General features: G+C 62.8%; 18 protein-coding genes. 10 read left to right on the top strand and 8 right to left on the bottom strand.

Annotated elements, in window-relative coordinates; all coding sequences use genetic code 11:
- Nucleotides 1–511 precede the first annotated feature (511 nt).
- A complete protein-coding gene (locus AB4Z20_RS25035) occupies nt 512–1954 on the bottom strand; it encodes an FAD/NAD(P)-binding protein (protein ID WP_442090815.1) in 1443 nt (480 codons plus the stop codon).
- 15 nt (nt 1955–1969) lie between these two features.
- Nucleotides 1970–2533, bottom strand: coding sequence for a helix-turn-helix domain-containing protein (locus AB4Z20_RS25030; RefSeq protein WP_442090813.1), 564 nt, complete (start codon nt 2531–2533; stop codon nt 1970–1972).
- On the opposite strand from AB4Z20_RS25030, the gene AB4Z20_RS25025 reads away from it, so the two are divergent.
- The 7 genes from AB4Z20_RS25025 (at nt 2528) to AB4Z20_RS24995 (ending at nt 9892) form a co-directional block, all read left to right on the top strand.
- On the top strand, nt 2528–3550 hold the full coding sequence (locus AB4Z20_RS25025; protein ID WP_320388821.1) for a DMT family transporter: 1023 nt from the start codon (nt 2528–2530) through the stop codon (nt 3548–3550). The genes AB4Z20_RS25030 and AB4Z20_RS25025 overlap by 6 nt on opposite strands.
- Nucleotides 3551–3831: 281 nt before the next feature.
- Entirely contained in the window at nt 3832–6756 is a 2925-nt protein-coding gene (locus tag AB4Z20_RS25020) for a monovalent cation/H+ antiporter subunit A (protein ID WP_253475717.1), read from the top strand.
- Nucleotides 6756–7100: a Na+/H+ antiporter subunit C gene (locus AB4Z20_RS25015; RefSeq protein WP_003202835.1), complete on the top strand. Its 345-nt coding sequence runs from the start codon at nt 6756–6758 to the stop codon at nt 7098–7100. The genes AB4Z20_RS25020 and AB4Z20_RS25015 overlap by 1 nt, the downstream gene beginning before the upstream one ends.
- Nucleotides 7097–8782 (top strand): monovalent cation/H+ antiporter subunit D, encoded by a 1686-nt coding sequence (locus AB4Z20_RS25010; RefSeq protein ID WP_258688476.1) that lies wholly within the window; start codon nt 7097–7099, stop codon nt 8780–8782. The genes AB4Z20_RS25015 and AB4Z20_RS25010 overlap by 4 nt, the downstream gene beginning before the upstream one ends.
- Entirely contained in the window at nt 8779–9267 is a 489-nt protein-coding gene (locus AB4Z20_RS25005) for a Na+/H+ antiporter subunit E (RefSeq protein ID WP_063320694.1), read from the top strand. Before AB4Z20_RS25010 ends, AB4Z20_RS25005 begins: the two co-directional genes overlap by 4 nt.
- A complete protein-coding gene (locus tag AB4Z20_RS25000) occupies nt 9264–9542 on the top strand; it encodes a K+/H+ antiporter subunit F (protein WP_253475726.1) in 279 nt (92 codons plus the stop codon). Before AB4Z20_RS25005 ends, AB4Z20_RS25000 begins: the two co-directional genes overlap by 4 nt.
- Nucleotides 9539–9892: a Na+/H+ antiporter subunit G gene (locus AB4Z20_RS24995; RefSeq protein ID WP_214512672.1), complete on the top strand. Its 354-nt coding sequence runs from the start codon at nt 9539–9541 to the stop codon at nt 9890–9892. Before AB4Z20_RS25000 ends, AB4Z20_RS24995 begins: the two co-directional genes overlap by 4 nt.
- Nucleotides 9893–10196: 304 nt before the next feature.
- Here the strand turns inward: AB4Z20_RS24995 and AB4Z20_RS24990 are convergent, their stop codons facing one another.
- From AB4Z20_RS24990 to AB4Z20_RS24980, 3 genes are all read right to left on the bottom strand, one after another.
- Complete coding sequence (locus AB4Z20_RS24990; protein WP_253475729.1) at nt 10197–10634, bottom strand: DUF3995 domain-containing protein; 438 nt, start codon at nt 10632–10634, stop codon at nt 10197–10199.
- A gap of 138 nt (nt 10635–10772) precedes the next feature.
- Complete coding sequence (locus AB4Z20_RS24985) at nt 10773–11783, bottom strand: ABC transporter substrate-binding protein (protein ID WP_442090809.1); 1011 nt, start codon at nt 11781–11783, stop codon at nt 10773–10775.
- A 187-nt stretch (nt 11784–11970) separates the two neighbouring features.
- Nucleotides 11971–12420 (bottom strand): hypothetical protein, encoded by a 450-nt coding sequence (locus AB4Z20_RS24980; protein WP_003202850.1) that lies wholly within the window; start codon nt 12418–12420, stop codon nt 11971–11973.
- A gap of 427 nt (nt 12421–12847) precedes the next feature.
- Here AB4Z20_RS24980 and AB4Z20_RS24975 point away from each other — a divergent pair, with 427 nt between their 5' ends.
- From AB4Z20_RS24975 to AB4Z20_RS24965, 3 genes are all read left to right on the top strand, one after another.
- A complete protein-coding gene (locus AB4Z20_RS24975) occupies nt 12848–13084 on the top strand; it encodes a hypothetical protein (RefSeq protein ID WP_253475734.1) in 237 nt (78 codons plus the stop codon).
- A gap of 131 nt (nt 13085–13215) precedes the next feature.
- Nucleotides 13216–13446, top strand: coding sequence for a hypothetical protein (locus AB4Z20_RS24970; RefSeq protein ID WP_024619514.1), 231 nt, complete (start codon nt 13216–13218; stop codon nt 13444–13446).
- An 87-nt stretch (nt 13447–13533) separates the two neighbouring features.
- Nucleotides 13534–13770 carry a DUF2789 domain-containing protein gene (locus tag AB4Z20_RS24965; protein ID WP_258688488.1) on the top strand — a complete coding sequence of 79 codons (237 nt, stop codon included), beginning with the start codon at nt 13534–13536 and terminating at the stop codon, nt 13768–13770.
- 144 nt (nt 13771–13914) lie between these two features.
- Here AB4Z20_RS24965 and AB4Z20_RS24960 read toward each other — a convergent pair whose 3' ends face one another.
- The 3 genes from AB4Z20_RS24960 to AB4Z20_RS24950 all read right to left on the bottom strand — a co-directional run bounded on the left by AB4Z20_RS24960 (nt 13915) and on the right by AB4Z20_RS24950 (nt 17452).
- Nucleotides 13915–15138, bottom strand: a complete 1224-nt coding sequence (locus AB4Z20_RS24960; protein ID WP_442090817.1) for a methyl-accepting chemotaxis protein — start codon at nt 15136–15138, stop codon at nt 13915–13917.
- A gap of 559 nt (nt 15139–15697) precedes the next feature.
- Entirely contained in the window at nt 15698–16102 is a 405-nt protein-coding gene (locus tag AB4Z20_RS24955; protein WP_003180518.1) for a TraR/DksA family transcriptional regulator, read from the bottom strand.
- Nucleotides 16103–16429: 327 nt separating this feature from the next.
- Entirely contained in the window at nt 16430–17452 is a 1023-nt protein-coding gene (locus AB4Z20_RS24950; protein ID WP_003202861.1) for an ABC transporter permease, read from the bottom strand.
- Nucleotides 17453–17466 lie beyond the last annotated feature (14 nt).

Raw genomic sequence — 17466 nt, 5'->3', positions numbered from 1 at the left:
CTCGCCTAGGCTCGGTGTGCCCTCACTCCGGCATTGCTCCGTGGGCCGCCGCGAAGGGCCATCCATGGCCCAGCGCGGCTAACCCGGCATCCATGCCGGGTTGCCCACTACGCAATGCCTGCGTTCGGCCATCGTGGTTAACGGGGCGCCGAGATCAACGTCCGTCGCGAGGCGGCCTTATAGCCGACCTGGCTCTTCCGGTCGTACTCCGGTCCAATTGTGGGAGCGAGCTTGCTCGCGAAGGCGGTCTGATAGTTGGTCATAGATTCTGGACAACCACATTTTCCGTGGAAATTGAATCTTCTCGCTACCGTGCAGCCTTGACCCGGAACTTGTTATAGAAAATCAAGTGCTTGCGTTTTGTTTGATAGGAGCTTGCTCCCGCTGGGTTGCGCAGCAACCCCAGAGAGGCTGAATGCAATCAATCCGACACACCGGGGGGAATGGTTTTGGGGCTACTTCGTAGCCCAGCGGGAGCAAGCTCCCTCGCCACAGAGAGACTGTGTTCAACCTAGAGTAAGGCTTGCAGCCCAACCAACCGCCCCGCCAACGCCTTGGCCTGACTCGCCACATCAGTCACCGCCGTGCTTTCCCACCACATCCCCCGCAACGGCGGGCCCATGGCGAACAGCCGGCTGGCGGGCTCGCCTCGGGCGTCCAGCACCGCGCCATCGACACGCGCGGCGATGCCCAGGGCCAGCGGCCCGGGCTGGATCAGCCTCCGGGCCAACAGCTGTTGCGGCAACGGTCGCGCAACCCGGCGCCAGTCATATTCGATACCGCTGGAGTTGATCAGCGCCGCGCCCTGCACCACCGTCAGCCCGGTCTCGCCCCGGCGGCGGATGGTAATACCCAGCGTGCCCTCGGCAGAGGACGCCAGCCCCTTGAACGATGCCGCCTGAATCCGCAACCGCCCTTCCCCATGCAAACGCGCCACCAGCTCCGCGCTCAGCGGTGGCGAACGATGGTGATGGCTCTCCCACCATGGCCGTACATGGCGGACGAACTGCCGGCGTTGCACATCGCTGGCCTGGTTCCACAACCGCCCGATGTGCGCGCGCACCGTGTCCAACGGAGCCTGCCAATCGACACCCTGGGCCTGGGCCTGACGGCATTGCTCGCGCAGGGCTCGCATCAACTGGCGTGGCGACCGCAGGCTGTGATCGTCGGCGAGGAAATCCACCCAGGCGGGTGGCTGGCGGCGCACATGGGGCAACAAACCATGGCGGGAAAACACTTCGATCGGGCCACGGTGCCCGGCCTGCTCCAGGGACACGACGGCATCGACCATGGTCAGTCCCGAGCCGATGATCAGCACCGTGGACTGCGGATCAAGCTGGCGCATCGCAGCCACATCCCAGGGGTCCAGGGCCGCGGCATTCAAGCCGCTGGATTCGGTTTGCGGGGTTCGCGCCGCCGGGAACATGCCGGTGGCCAGTACCGCGAAACGGCCGCGCAAGACCTGGCCGTCATCCAGCTTCAGCATTACGGCATCGTCGGCAACCCGCAGGTCGACGGCCTCCCCGCGCACGTGCTCGGCGGTCGAACCGTTTTGCGCGCCTATCTCGCGAGCCTCGGCCAGCCGTTGTTGCACATAGAGGCCAAACATTCCCCGGGGCGGGAACAACTCGCTGATCGGCACGTGCTGCTGATCCGACTCGGGCCAGCCGCCAGCTTCGATGAACGCGGTGAGCCATTGGGTCAGGTCATCAGCGTTGTCCGGGTCGACGCTCATCCGCGCCGCATTGCCGTTCAACGTGTGGCCCAGCTCCACGGCACTGTAGGCCTCGCCCCGGCCCAGTTCACTGCGCGGCTCGACAATCAGCACCTCGCGCCGGCCCGGCAGGCGCAGCAACTGCGCGGCCAGCATGGCACCGCTCAGGCCGCCACCGATGATCAGGATATCGGCCTCCCGGGTGATGCCCTGCTCATGTCGCTCCAGCGCTGTGCCCATACCGCTCTCCAGGAATCAAATCACCACGTTGCGTACGAATCTCGCCGCCACCGGGCCATCGTTGCGATAGGCATGGGGCTGGTTGCTGGCGAACATGAAAAACTCACCGGCGCCTATGCGGCACTCCTCGTTGCCCAACAGCAGGGTCAGGCAGCCTTCGAAGACATAGAGCTGCTCGCTCCACCCCTCGGCATCGGGCTCTGAAGGGTAATACTCGCCGGGCTCCAGGCGCCACTCCCAGAGTTCCACCTCGCGGCTGGCGGTGGCCTTGGCGAGCAACACGGCTTTGCTGCCAGCGATGGTGCCGGCCCAGGCCAGCTCGTTGATGCGACTCGAATCGCGGGCGTCGGGGGCCTGGATCAAGTCGCTGAAGGCCACGTCGAGGGCTTCGGCGACCCGGTCCAGGGTCGTCAAGCTGACGTTCTTTTCGCCCGCCTCGATGGCCACCAGCATCCGCCGGCTGACCCCCGACAACTCGGCCAACGCCGTCTGGCTGAGCTCGGCGGCATGCCGCAGACGACGGACATTCTGGCTGACGTGTTGCAGGACGGAGGCCCGCTGGCCGGATTCTTTGTGCACTATATTGCTCACATGGCAGGGTTGCGCATTATACTGCCCAACTTCGGGCGCATTGTGCGTCCGCCTCAAGTGGCGCGCAAGGTCATGGCATCGGTGAACTCCCCGCAAGCTTCCTCCCGTTTCTCAAGGTTCAGCAAGGCCGAATGCGTGCTGGTGCTGATTACCATGATCTGGGGTGGAACTTTCCTGCTGGTGCAACACGCCATGACGGTCAGTGGGCCGATGTTTTTCGTCGGTCTGCGCTTTGCCGCCGCGGCCGGGTTTGTCGCGCTGTTCTCCTGGCGGCATCTGCGGGACCTGACCCTCTTCGAACTCAAGGCCGGGTGCTTCATCGGTGTGGCGATCATGCTCGGCTACGGCCTGCAGACCGTCGGCCTGCAAACCATCCCCAGTAGCCAGTCGGCGTTCATTACCGCGCTTTACGTGCCATTCGTGCCCTTGCTGCAATGGTTGGTGCTGGGCCGTCGGCCTGGTTTGATGCCCAGCCTCGGCATCATGCTGGCGTTCACCGGGCTGATGCTGGTGTCGGGCCCGGCCGGGGCCTCGCTGAACTTCAGCCCCGGTGAAATCGCCACGTTGATCAGCGCCATCGCAATCGCCGCCGAGATCATCCTGATCAGCGCCTATGCCGGCCAGGTCGATGTGCGCCGGGTGACCGTGGTGCAACTGGCCAGCACCGCGGTGCTGGCCTTCCTGATGGTGGTGCCGACCCAGGAAAAGATCCCGGATTTTTCCATGTTGCTGCTGGTCAGCGCCGTGGGCCTGGGCGCCGCCAGCGCAGCGATCCAGGTGGCGATGAACTGGGCACAGAAAAGCGTCTCGCCGACCCGCGCCACGCTGATCTATGCCGGTGAGCCGGTGTGGGCCGGCATCGCCGGACGCCTGGCGGGCGAACGGCTGCCGGCGATTGCCTTGTTCGGCGCGGCACTGATCGTGGCAGCGGTGATTGTCAGTGAGCTGAAGACTCGGAGCAAAGGGGTTGTCGAGGTGGATGAGGGGCTTGAGCGCGAGCAGTGAGGCCGGTGATTGAACCTGTGTAGGAGCTGTCGAGTGCAACGAGGCTGCGATCTTTCCCCAGACACTTGAGTCTCAAGCGAAAAATCAAAGATCAACAGATCGCAGCCTTCGGCAGCTCCTACACAAGCCCAGCGGGAGCAAGCTCCCTCGCCACGGGTGATGTGTAGGGCGCAAAGTAAGAAAACTCCCCCTACCTTGTAGGATTCTGCGACACCCTCGCGGTTGGTGATCGGGAATACGCCACGTATGATCCCTCACAACCTCCCGCCGAATAGAAGCCTATGTCACTGATAGTTCTATTGCTTTTGCCCTTCATCGGCAGCTGTGTCGCGGCGCTGCTGCCGCATAACGCCCGTAACGCCGAATCACTGCTGGCCGGCCTCGTCGCCCTGGCCGGCACGGTTCAGGTGGCCTTGCTGTACCCGCAGATCGCCGACGGCGGCGTGATCCGCGAGCACTACACCTGGTTGCCCAGCCTGGGCCTGGATTTCGTATTACGCCTGGACGGCTTCGCCTGGCTGTTTTCGTTGCTGGTGCTGGGCATCGGCACGCTGGTGTCGCTGTACGCCCGCTACTACATGTCGCCGGACGATCCGGTGCCGCGTTTCTTCGCATTTTTCCTGGCGTTCATGGGCGCCATGCTCGGGCTGGTGATCTCCGGCAACCTGATCCAGATGGTGTTTTTCTGGGAACTGACCAGCCTGTTCTCGTTCCTGCTGATCGGTTACTGGCACCACCGCGCCGACGCTCGACGCGGTGCCTACATGGCGTTGATGGTGACTGGGGCCGGCGGGCTTTGCCTGTTGGCCGGGGTAATGCTGCTCGGCCATGTGGTGGGCAGCTATGAGCTGGACAAGGTCCTGGCCGCCGGCGACCTGATCCGTGCCCATGCCCTCTACCCCATTCTGTTGCCGCTGATCCTGATCGGCGCCTTGAGCAAAAGCGCCCAGTTTCCATTCCACTTCTGGCTGCCCCATGCCATGGCCGCCCCCACGCCGGTGTCGGCGTATCTGCACTCGGCCACCATGGTCAAGGCCGGGGTGTTCCTGTTGGCGCGGTTATGGCCGTCGCTGTCGGGCAGCGAAGAGTGGTTCTACATCGTCGGCGGCGCGGGGGCCTGTACGTTGCTGCTGGGCGCCTACTGCGCGATGTTCCAGAACGACCTCAAGGGCCTGCTGGCCTACTCCACCATCAGCCACCTCGGGCTGATCACCCTGCTGCTGGGCCTGAACAGTCCGCTGGCGGCCGTGGCGGCGGTGTTTCATATCCTCAACCACGCCACCTTCAAGGCGTCGCTGTTCATGGCCGCCGGGATCATCGACCACGAAAGCGGCACCCGCGACATTCGCAAGCTCAGCGGCCTGGTGCGGCTGATTCCGTTCACCGCGACCCTGGCCATGGTCGCCAGCGCGGCGATGGCTGGGGTGCCGTTGCTCAATGGTTTCCTGTCCAAGGAAATGTTCTTCGCCGAGACCGTGTTCATTTCCGCCACGGCCTGGGTCGAACTGGCGCTGCCGATCATCGCCACCATCGCCGGGACCTTCAGCGTCGCCTACTCCTTGCGGTTCACCGTGGATGTGTTCTTCGGCCCCAGCGCCACCGACCTGCCCCATACCCCTCACGAACCACCGCGCTGGATGCGCGCACCGGTGGAACTGCTGGTGTTCACCTGCCTGGTGGTGGGGATTTTCCCCGCCCAAGTGGTCGGCTCGTTGCTGGCTGCCGCCGCGTTGCCGGTGGTGGGCGGGACGCTGCCGCAGTACAGCCTGGCGATCTGGCACGGCCTGAACGCACCGATGATCATGAGCCTGGTGGCCATGTCCGGCGGCATCGTCCTGTACCTGTTGCTGCGCAAACAGCTCCGGCAAGGGCACATCAAGCACCCGCCGTTCATTGGCCGGCTCAGTGGCAAGCGCTTGTTCGAGCGCTGCCTGGTGCTGATGATGCGCCAGGGTCGGCGGTTGGAGCGCAAGATCAGTACCCGGCGCCTGCAAGCCCAACTTTTTTTCCTGGTGCTGGCGGCGGTATTGGCCGGGCTGATCCCGATGCTGCACAGCACGCTGGTCTGGGGCGACCGGCCGAAGATCCCCGGTTCCATCGTCTTCGTCACCCTGTGGCTGCTGGCGATCGCCTGTGCCCTGGGCGCGGCCTGGCAGGCCAAGTACCACCGGCTCGCGGCCCTGACCATGGTCAGCGTCTGCGGCCTGATGACCTGCGTGACCTTCGTCTGGTTCTCCGCCCCCGACCTGGCCTTGACGCAACTGGTGGTGGAAGTGGTTACCACCGTGCTGATCCTGCTGGGCCTGCGCTGGCTGCCACGGCGGATCGAGGACGTCTCGCCGCTGCCCAACAGCGAGCGGCGCGCGCGCATCCGGCGCCTGCGGGACTTGCTGCTGTCCGGCGCCGTCGGCGGCGGCATGGCGCTTTTGTCCTATGCGATGCTCACGCGCCAGACGCCCAACGACATTTCTTCGTTCTACTTGAGCCGTGCCCTGCCCGAAGGCGGCGGCAGCAATGTGGTGAACGTGATGCTGGTGGACTTCCGGGGCTTCGACACCCTCGGGGAAATCACCGTGCTGGTGGCGGTGGCCCTGGCGGTGTTCGCCCTGCTGCGGCGTTTCCGCCCACCGAAGGAAAGCATGCAGTTGCCAGCACAACAGCGCCTGCTGGCGCCGGACGTGGTCACCGACCTGGTCAACCCGCGCCATGCCAGCGACACTGCATTGGGCTTCATGATGGTGCCGTCGGTGCTGGTGCGCCTGCTGCTACCGATCGCCCTGGTGGTGTCGTTCTACCTGTTCATGCGCGGCCACAATCAACCCGGTGGCGGCTTCGTGGCCGGTTTGGTGATGTCGGTGGCGTTCATCCTGCAATACATGGTGGCCGGCACCCAGTGGGTCGAGGCGCAAATGAGCCTGCGGCCGCTGCGCTGGATGGGCACCGGGCTGTTGTTTGCCACCGCCACGGGCCTGGGGGCGATGGCCGTGGGTTATCCGTTCCTGACCACCCACACCTGGCATTTCGAATTACCGCTGCTGGGTGATCTCCATGTGGCCAGCGCGCTGTTTTTCGACATCGGCGTGTACGCCGTGGTGGTCGGTTCCACCCTGCTGATCCTCACCGCCCTGGCTCACCAGTCGGTGCGGGCCCATAAACCGGGCCTGCAAGCCAAACCCGTCGCCCCCGTCAAAGGAGCCACCGCCTGATGGAAGAAGTCATCGCAATCGCAATCGGCGTACTGGCCGCCTCCGGTGTCTGGCTGGTGTTGCGGCCACGGACCTTCCAGGTGGTCATGGGCCTGTGCCTGCTGTCCTACGGCGTCAACCTGTTCATCTTCAGCATGGGCAGCCTGTTCATCGGCAAGGAGCCGATCATCAAGGATGGCGTGCCCCAGGACCTGCTGCACTACACCGACCCGCTGCCCCAGGCACTGGTGCTGACGGCCATCGTGATCAGCTTCGCCATGACCGCGCTGTTCCTGGTGGTGCTGCTGGCGTCCCGGGGCCTGACCGGCACCGACCACGTGGACGGCCGGGAGCCCAAGGAATGATGTTGACGCCTCATCTGATCGCCGCGCCCATCCTGCTGCCGCTGCTGACCGCCGCGTTGATGCTGATGCTGGGCGAGAAACACCGCCCGCTCAAGGCACGGATCAATCTGCTTTCCAGCCTGCTGGGCCTGGGCATCGCCGTGCTGTTGCTGTACTGGACCCAGGACCAGGCCCTGCCCGCGTCCATTGGCGTGTACCTGCCGGGCAACTGGCAGGCGCCGTTCGGCATTGTGCTGGTGGTCGATCGCCTGTCGGCGCTGATGCTGGTACTGACCGGCATCATCGGCGTCAGCGCCCTGCTCTTCGCCATGGCCCGCTGGGACCGCGCCGGGGCGAGTTTCCATGCGCTGTTCCAGATCCAGTTGATGGGCCTTTACGGCGCCTTCCTGACGGCGGACCTGTTCAACCTGTTCGTGTTCTTCGAAGTGCTGCTGGCGGCCTCCTACGGCTTGATGCTGCACGGTTCGGGCCGGGCGCGGGTGTCGTCGGGCCTGCATTACATCTCCATCAATCTGCTGGCCTCGTCGTTGTTCCTGATCGGCGCAGCGCTGATCTATGGCGTCACCGGCACGTTGAACATGGCCGACCTGGCCCTGAAAATCCCGCTGGTGCCGGAGGCCGACCGCGGCTTGCTGCACGCCGGGGCAGGCATCCTTGCGGTGGCGTTCCTGGCCAAGGCCGGCATGTGGCCGCTGAACTTCTGGCTGGTGCCGGCCTACAGTGCCGCCAGCGCACCGGTGGCGGCGCTGTTTGCGATCATGACCAAGGTCGGCGTCTACACGATCCTGCGCCTGTGGACGTTGCTGTTCTCCGGCCAGGCCGGCGCCTCGGCGTATTTCGGCGCCGACTGGCTGGTCTATGGCGGCATGGCGACCATCGTCTGCGCCGCCATTGCCATTCTCGCGGCCCAACGGCTGGAGCGCATGGCAAGCCTGAGCATCCTGGTTTCGGCCGGGATCCTGTTGTCGGCCATCGGCTTCGCCCAACCCAACCTGGTGGGCGCGGCGCTGTTTTACCTGGTGAGTTCGACACTGGCGCTCTGCGCGCTGTTCTTGCTGGCCGAGCTGATCGAGCGTTCGCGCTCGGCCAATGAACTGGCCCTGGACGACGACTTCGACACCTTGCCGCGACCGCTGGAATCCTTGCAACCGCCCAAGGGCATCAACCTCGACGACGAGCAGAAAGCCGTGGTCGGGCAAGTGATTCCCTGGACCATGGCCTTCCTTGGCTTGAGCTTTATCTTCTGTGCGCTGTTGATTATCGGCATGCCGCCGCTGTCGGGGTTCATCGGCAAGCTGAGCCTGCTCAGCGCCCTGCTCAATCCCCAGGGGCTCGGCGCCAGTGCCGGGGCACCGCTGTCGAACCAGGCGTGGGGCTTGTTGGCGTTGCTGATCCTCTCGGGGCTGGCCTCGCTGATTGCCTTTTCACGCCTGGGCATCCAACGTTTCTGGACGCCCCAGGAACGCCCATCGCCGCTGCTGCGACCGTTCGAATGCCTGCCGATCATAGTGCTGCTGGGCCTGGGCATCGCCCTGACTTTCAAGGCCGAGCCGTTGCTGCGCTACACCCAATCCGCTGCCGATGCGCTGAACAACCCGGAACATTATGTGATGTCGGTGCTCGCCACCCGCGCCGTGCCCACCCCAGAGACCCGCGCCGCGTTGCAGGAGGTGCAGCCATGAAACGCCTGTTTCCCGCCCCGTGGTTGTCCCTGGCGTTGTGGTTGCTGTGGCTGGTGCTGAACGTGTCCGTCAGCGCCGGCCATCTGCTGCTCGGCGCCGCACTAGGTTTCCTGGCCCCGTTGATGATGCGCCCATTGCGCCCACGGCCCATCCGTATCCGCCGGCCGTGGGTGGTGTTGCGCTTGTTCCTGCTGGTGGGTCGTGATGTGCTGGTGTCCAACGTGGCGGTGGCCTGGGGTGTGCTGAACGCCGGGCGCCGTCCGCCCCGCTCGCGGTTCATCAAGGTGCCGCTGGACCTGCACGACGCCAACGGCCTGGCCGCGCTGTCGATGATCACCACGGTGATTCCGGGGACGGTCTGGTCGGAACTGGCCCTGGACCGCAGCATCCTGTTGATGCATGTGTTCGACCTGGAGGACGAGGCGTCATTCATCGCGCATTTCAAGGCCACCTACGAGCGCCCGTTGATGGAGATTTTCCAATGAGCCCCTTGCTGTCCAATGCGATCCTGTCGAGCCTGTTCCTGTTCACCCTGGCGATGGTGTTGACCCTGTGGCGGCTGTTCAAGGGCCCGTCGGCGCAGGACCGGGTATTGGCCCTGGACTATCTGTACATCGTGGCAATGCTGATGATGCTGGTGCTGGGCATTCGTTACGCCAGTGACACCTATTTCGAGGCGGCCCTGCTGATCGCCCTGTTCGGCTTTGTCGGCTCGTTTGCCCTGGCCAAGTTCCTGTTGCGTGGCGAGGTGATCGAATGACCGGCGAACTGTCGATGTGGGTCGAAATCCCGGTGGCGATCCTGCTGGTGCTCAGCAGCCTCTTTGCCCTGGCCGGAGCGATCGGCCTGGTGCGGCTGAAGGATTATTTCCAGCGCATGCACCCTCCGGCCCTGGCATCCACACTGGGCGCCTGGTGCGTGGCACTGGCTTCGATCGTGTATTTTTCGGCGCTCAAGTCCGGGCCGGTGTTGCATGCCTGGCTGATACCGATCCTGTTGTCCATCACCGTCCCGGTGACCACCCTGCTGCTGGCCCGGGCGGCGTTGTTCCGCAAGCGCATGGCTGGGGATGATGTGCCGGCGGAAGTGAGCAGTCGCCGAAACGACTGACCGATATCTCGAGTCGGTACAGCTTGTGTGGCGAGGGAGCTTGCTCCCGCTGGGCTTGTGTAGGAGCTGCCGAAGGCTGCGATCTTTTGATCTTTTGATCTTTTGATCTTTTGATCTTTTGATCTTTTGATCTTTTGATCTTTTGATCTTTTGATCTTTCGCTTGAGACTCAAGTGTCTGGGGGAAAGATCGCAGCCTCGTTGCACTCGACAGCTCCTACACAGCTCCTACACAGCTCCTACACAACTCTTACACCTCAGCGGGAGCAAGTTCCCTCGCCACAACGGCGTTCGCCGTTAGAGGCTCAGGCCCACGCCACCGCCAGCAACCCGGCCCCAAGCACCACGCACAACGGCGAATAGACCCAGGTGTCGAGCCTGGCGAATGTCGAGTCCTTGACCTCCTTGAAGAAACCCACCAGCTCCGACTCGCCAATGGCCCGGGCGAACATCAGCAAGGCAATCGCACTGATCAGCCACTGCAACGCCCGATGAGTGACCGGCTGCGCCAGCAGGCCGACCCGCAGGCACACCAGCAGCGCCACCATCAGCAGCGCCAGGGCCACCAGCAAGGTCAGCCAGCCCGAGGGATCGAACGCCGGTCGCAGCGCCTCCCCCTGCTTCACCGGCACCTGGGGCACCACTGCCTTGGTCGCCCACCGCCCGCCCAGGGCCCAATACATATGAATCAAGCTGATGGTCGCAAACACTGCGACCAGCGACCGAGCCAATAAAAGCGTCATTCGCCAGCCTCCTGAAAAAGGTTGAACAATCATCCTAGCTCGAATTTGGCATTTCGCTGGACGGGCGTAGGTTGCCAGGTTCCAGTGAATGACTCATTGCCCAGGATCAAGAGTTCAACCTGCTGGCACGTTGGCGCCCTACAGGCCAGCTGACACCTTGTCCGCCACCTCCTTGGGCAGCCAGGCCTGCCAGACCTGTGGATGCGCCTTGAGGAACGCCTCGGCGGCCTCACGGGGCGGCGTGCGCTTCTCGCTCATGTCGGCCAGGGCCTTGTTCAACGGCTCGATGGGCAAATCGACCTTGCTGAAGAACTCGGCAATCTCCGGGTATTGCTTCTGGAACGGCGCAGAGACGCCAATCGACAGTTTCGAGGCCAGTGAGCGGGTCGGCTTCGGGTTGGGGTTATCGGCGTCGGTCAGGGTTTTCCAGGCCTCGGCATCGAACGGCGGCTCCTGCAACTGCACCAGCTTGAAGCGCCCGAGCAGCGGCGTGGGCGACCAGTAATAAAACAGGATCGGCTTGCCCCGGCGGATCGTCGAACTGATTTCCGCATCCAGCGCCGCCCCCGAACCGCTGCGAAAATTCACGTAGCTGTCAGACAGGCCATACGCCTTGAGCTTCTGTTTGTTGACTACCTCGGAAGTCCAGCCAATGGGGCTGTTGAGGAAGCGGCCCTTGTCAGGGCTCTCCGGATCCTTGAACACATGCTTGTAGCGCGCCAGGTCCTCGACACTGCGCAGGTCCGGCGCCAGGGGCTTGATGCCCTTGGCCGGGTCGCCCTTGATGACGTACTCGGGCACCCACCAACCTTCCGTCGCGCCTTTGACCGTATCACCCAAGGCGACCACCTTGCCTTCGGCCTCGGCCTTGACCCACACCGGACTGCGGCCGGCCCATTCCTCGCCGATCACCTGGATGTCGTTATTGGCCAGGGCGGTTTCCAGGGTAATGGTGGTGCCCGGCAATGTGTCGGTCTGCAACCCATAGCCTTTTTCGACGATGATCCGCAGGATATCGGTGATCAGGCTGCCGCTTTCCCAGTTCAAGTCGGCAAAGTGGATCGGCGCTGTGGCGGCCGACGTCGGAAGGGGTGAAACCAACACCGCGAAGGTGGCCCAGGCAGCCAGCCACTGTCGAACTCGTTTCATGCTTTGCACCTCATGCCAGATACAGCAATAGCTGAACGGCCCTGCGTAACCGAACGCAAGCCCTGAATAGTTCAGTCAATTGACTGTAGCCGAGGTTCCAGCGAGATCTTGCGAAACGGTCAGCGGTTTGGGCGCACAGCCCCCCCGCAAGCCCGATGCCTACGCGTTTTTCAGCGGTCTGAAGCGGTCACTCGCTGGCCTTGAAGGTCACCAGTTCGCCCTTGCGCCACTTGGCGGCCTTGGCGGTGACCGCTTTCAGGGTCTTGGTCAAGCCTTCTTGCAGTTGTTCGTTGGCCGCAAACACGGTCACCACGCTGTGGCCTTCCTTGAACAGGATTGCCTGACCACCGGGGGTCGTGACGAAGGCGTAATCGCCAAGCCCATAGACCGTCAGCTTGATTTCGCGAAAGCGGATTTCAAACTTGCCACCTTCGCGGCTGGGCAGCACCGCTGCGCGAAAATGATCACCGACCTTGAGTTCGAGCCTGGGCTTGTCATCGACCACCAGGGCCGACTCAGTGTCGATTTCGGCGACATAAATACCTTCGGCGGTCTGCTCGGTGATGTAGACGAAACGTGACTGGAAGAGTTTGACCAGTTTTGCCCGCAGGTCACCAAGTACGAATAACGCATGCATGTCGAGATTACTTACTGCCAAGGAAACATCCCCATCTTTGAAAAAGGCCCGCCCTCCGGAAAGGACGGACCACGAGAACCCGTGCCGACTGTAGTGTCGTAATGGACCTGTAACTGAAATTCGAAGTGAACGGCGCGCCCTGTCCCGGGCCGAGAGCAGACTAAAGGTTGCCGCTCTCGCCGTCTTTCCCGGGGGGTCGCCAGAGGCTGAAGGAAAAAGCCACTCTGAGCATCGGAAAAGATGGGACTACTAACTTTAGGGAAATTTCTCACTTAAAAAAGCATTTTTCTGACATCGAGCCCAAAAAAAATTGCTTTAGATAGGCGCAGCCGTCCACACGACACTGCCGATTCTAGAGCAGCCGAAGGCGTGGAGACTACTCGAAATACCCGGCAATTCGTCGGTAAACCATAGAAAAGGAATTCACATGGCCACTTTCACAACCCTGCTCCACCCCTTCCCACCTAGCATCGTTGATACAGCCGACACCTTTGACGGCGTCGATTGCCTGCCTATTTCGTTGATACAACCGCGTTATCGGGTCGTTTTGGCCGGCAAGTGTTTTTTTCACATTGAGGAAACATCGACCGGACGGGTAAGAGGATTCCGAACCGATCATAACGAAGCCTGCTACCTGGCCAGGCGTCTCGAACGCAGCGCCTGAACTCATCTATGCCCGTCCATGACTTAACTCAGCCGTCGACGGGCAACTGCTGCCATACTGCCCGCCCAGCGCAGCCGTCGCCCATCGACGGATCGCGCACCCATAGTATGACTTCGAGGAGAAGGCGCGACGTGACGGAATTTGATATCGGCGAATTTTTTATCCGGGGCGAAGCCAGAGAAGTCGAAGGCGAGTTCCAGGCCGTCATCGTTATGCGCGCCAAGCCACCCTTGACCACCGTCAGTTGCCACCAGGTGGAGAAGGATCGCTGGTTCAAGACTGCGGAGATCGCGGCCGAGGCTGCCAGGGAAGCGGCCAAGGCGTTGAAGGTCGCCGTGGATGAAGGGGCCTTGAAAGCCTGAGCCCGATCGAACTCCTGATGAGCGCTTGCCTCAGATAAAGGGAAGCACCGAGGCGCCACGACGGCGCCCCGCCCAAAGGAGACTCCCATGGAACAACCTTCCCACGAACTCAAGACCCTGTTCGACCAACTGGGCCTGCCCTCCGACGGCAAGGCCATTGACGACTTCATCATCGCCCACCCGCTGGCTCCGGAAATCAAGCTGGTGGAGGCCGATTTCTGGTCGACCCAGCAAAAAGACCTGCTCCGGGAATGGCTGCTCGCCGACGGCGAAGAGGCGGTGCTGGTGGATCAGCTGAACGTGCGTCTGCACGACGGCAAGTAGCGGCAAGTCCCATTGGCGAGTGCACCACCGCTTTTGTGGCTATTGGGATTTACCTGTGGGAGCAAAGCTTGCTCGCGATGAAGACGACGCGGTTTTCCAGGGAACCGAGGCGCCTGCATCGCGAGCAAGCTTTGCTCCCACAGCCTAGCGCGGCTTCTCGGGTTTGTAGCCCAGGCGCAAGCCACCCCAGTGACGCCCCTTGAGCATGATCGGTACGGAAAGATCGTGCATCAACTCACCCGTGTCGCGGGTGTAGGTCTGGAGCAGCACGGGCTGCTGGTGGCTGCCGCAGCGGATCCCGGTGCGGTCGGAGAATTTGCGCTTGGTGCGGTTATTCAGCGTGTCTACCTGGGGATCGCCGGTCAGCGGCTGGCTGAAGACCTTGTTATGGGTCGGCACGTAGCCCTGCTGGGTGCAGGCAATCGCAAACACCAGGCCCTCATGCCGGGCAAGCAAGGGCTCTTGGATCGTCGGCAGTACCTGGTCGGTGTAGCGGTCGAAACGGGTCTGGAATTTGGCTGGCTGGGTATTGGGGATCGGCTGGTAGTTACGGTCGAACAGGTCCTCCAGGCTGACACGGCCCTGGTCGATATCGGCTTGGAACTGTGCAGCGATCTGGCTCGCCCCCTCCCGCGCCAGGTCGTAGACCCGTTGGTGATAATCGTCGAGGCCCACCTCGGCCAGGCGCTCGCTGATGGTTTCGGCCTGGCCTTCCATTTGCACCGCCGCCTCGGCCAGGCGCTGGGTCTGCTGGTCGCTGATGGACAGGTCACCGCGCATCTGCTCGATGGCGTGGAACAGGCTGTCGAGTTGTTCGCGATTGGTGTCGGTGCCTTCGGCGATGGCGCTGACCTGGGTTTCGACGCCGGCGGCGAGCCGAGCGATGTTTTCCAGATGCTGGCCGGTGTGCTCGACCTGCTGCACGCCAATGTCCAGGTCAGCGGCCAGTTGACGGATCTGCTCCACCACCTGGGCGGTGCGCTGCTGGATGTCGGCCACCATCACCCCGACCTCGCCGGTCGCCGCAGCCGTGCGCCCGGCCAGGCCTCGGACTTCATCGGCCACCACCGCGAACCCACGGCCATGCTCACCGGCCCGCGCCGCCTCGATGGCCGCGTTCAGGGCCAGCAGGTTGGTCTGGCTGGCGATCGACTGGATCACCAGGCTGACCCGCTGGATTTCATCGCTGCGCACACTCAAGGCCTCGATCAACTCACGGCTGTCGTTTGCGCGCTGGCTGAGCTGGTGCATGCGGCTGATGGACTCCACCAGCTCGCTGCGCCCGGCCAGGCTGCTGCGATGGGCTTCGCTGGCGGCGCTCAGGGCTTGCTGGCTGAGTTGCGAAGTGGCTTGCTCGGTGGCGATCATCGATTCGGCATTGCTGACGATCTGCGCCGCCGCGTCGAGTTGGGACTGGACCTTGCCGGCCAGTTGCTTGACCGAATAGGCGACACCGGCCGCTGACAGCGCGTTATGGCTGGTGGTGTAGGACAGGTCGCGGGTCAGCTCGGCCAGTGTGTCGGTCGCGGGTGCGGGCGCCGCCGTCACGCGCGAACGCAGGCGCGGCAACCAGACGATGAGCATGACCAGCGGCAGGCCCAGGTACAGCGACCAGCCGCCCAGGGCCATGCCGCACAACAGCAAGGCCAGGGCGAGGCTCTGCAAAGTCGGCGTCAGCCAGCGCGCCGTGCTTTTTGTCTCAGGTACCGAGGCCGGCACTGCACCTGTCAGCGTTCCGTCTGTCGCCATGTTCGTCACCCACACTCTCGTTGTTATGACCGCATTAAACGCCACTACAGAGCCATTATCCATGGTCCATTAGTCGTGTTCTTGCAGCAGATCAACGGGAGTAGACGAACGAGCACGGGCGAAAGCAAAAGATCGCGGCCTTCGTCAAAAGGTCGCGATCTTTTTTGGAAAACGCGAATCAGGCCTGACGCTGGTGCTTGTCGATCTGTTCGTGACGTTCCTGGGCTTCGATGCAGTACTTGGTGGTCGGGCTGATCAGCAGGCGCTTGAGGCCAATAGCCTCGCCGCTGTCGTCGCACCAGCCGAAGCTGTCGTCGTTGATACGGTCCAGGGCCTGCTCCAACTGAGGCAGCATGCGCTGGTCGCGATCAATGGCGTTGACCAGCCAGGTACGCTCTTCTTCTACGGAAGCAGCGTCCGCCGGGTCAGCCGGGGTGTCCAGGCTCTCAATGGCGATTCGGTTCTGTTCGATGCGCTCGTGGGTTTCGACCTTCATGTTCTGCAACAGCTTGGTGAAGAAAGCCAGCTGCTCGGCATTCATGTAGTCATCCGCCGGCATGGCCAGCAACTTTTCCTTTGTCATTGATATCTCTATAAAAAAACGTGCATTAAGGCGAATTATGGAGCGTCCCGCAGCGCAGCTGCCACGCTCATCAGGAAGGCGCCGTCTATTCCAAGCGCCACCCGGCACTCAATTTAAGAGGGGCGGCAGTCTAAGGCCGAGTCGAGGCCTCAGCAACTGAAAACATAGGGAAAATGTCCGACAACCCCTTCAAATGTTCTCTGACAGGCTTTTGGCAGTCATCGGAGTGCGTTTATAACAAGAAATTCGGTGCAATAGCTGTATTAAGAAGACAAATGGCAACGCCACGCGGGTCAGGCGTGGCGCTTTGTCGCAACTTCCCGGGTATCAGCGCTTGAGTTTGCGCTTGTTGCGGTACTGGTCGATGACCACCGCCACCACGATGATCAGCCCCTTGATGATGTCCTGGATGTAGGCATCGACCCCGACGAAGGTGAAACCGCTGGCCATCACCCCAAGGATCAGCGCCCCGATCACGGTGCCGGTGATGCGCCCCACCCCGCCCGCCAGGCTGGTGCCGCCGATCACGGCCGCGGCAATCGCGTCCAGTTCATAGGACATGCCCATGCCCGCCTGCCCGGTCGCCGCCCGCGCCGAGGCCACCACGCCGGCCAACCCGGCCAGCAACCCGGCAATGCTGTAGACGATCACCAGGTGGCGCTTGACGTTGATGCCCGAGGTACGCGCCGCCTGCATGTTGCCGCCGATGGCATAGGTGTACTTGCCATACTTGGTGTAGCGCAGGGCGATGTGGAAGATCACTGCTACCACCAGGAAGATGATCACCGGCATCGCGCCATGCCCAATGGCGGTATAGGAATCGGACAGCATGCTCACCGGTTGGCCTTCGGTGTAGTAGCGCGCCAGGCCACGGGCCGAGACCATCATGCCGAGGGTCGCAATGAACGGCGGAATACCGGTAACGGCGATGATGCTGCCGTTGATCGCCCCGGCCAGCAGCCCTACCCCGAGCCCCGCCACCACTGGTATCCACACCGGCAAGTCCGTCAAGGAGGGAAACACCGCCCGGGCGAAGTCAGAAGTCTGGGCCAGGCTGGCGGCGATCATGGCCGACAGCGCCAGCACCGAGCCGGACGACAGGTCGATACCGGTGGTGATGATCACCTGGGTCACGCCGATGGCCAGCAGGCCGATGATCGACACTTGCAGGATCATCAACACCAGGCGCTGGGAGTTCATCAGGAAACTCTGGTCGCGCATGATCCAGCCGAACATTTCGAACACCAGGCCGATGCCGATCAGCACCAGGAAGATACTCAGCTCCGTCGGCAGTCGCCGGCGCGCCCTGGCCGGTGCGGCCGCGGGTTTGTTTTCCAGTATCGCGTTCATAACCATTCACCTTT

Source organism: Pseudomonas sp. KB_12 (genome assembly GCF_052114545.1).
Classification (GTDB): domain Bacteria; phylum Pseudomonadota; class Gammaproteobacteria; order Pseudomonadales; family Pseudomonadaceae; genus Aquipseudomonas; species Aquipseudomonas brassicacearum.
The sequence above is the reverse complement of the archived record's forward strand: the minus strand, read 5'-3'. Positions and strand labels throughout refer to the sequence as shown.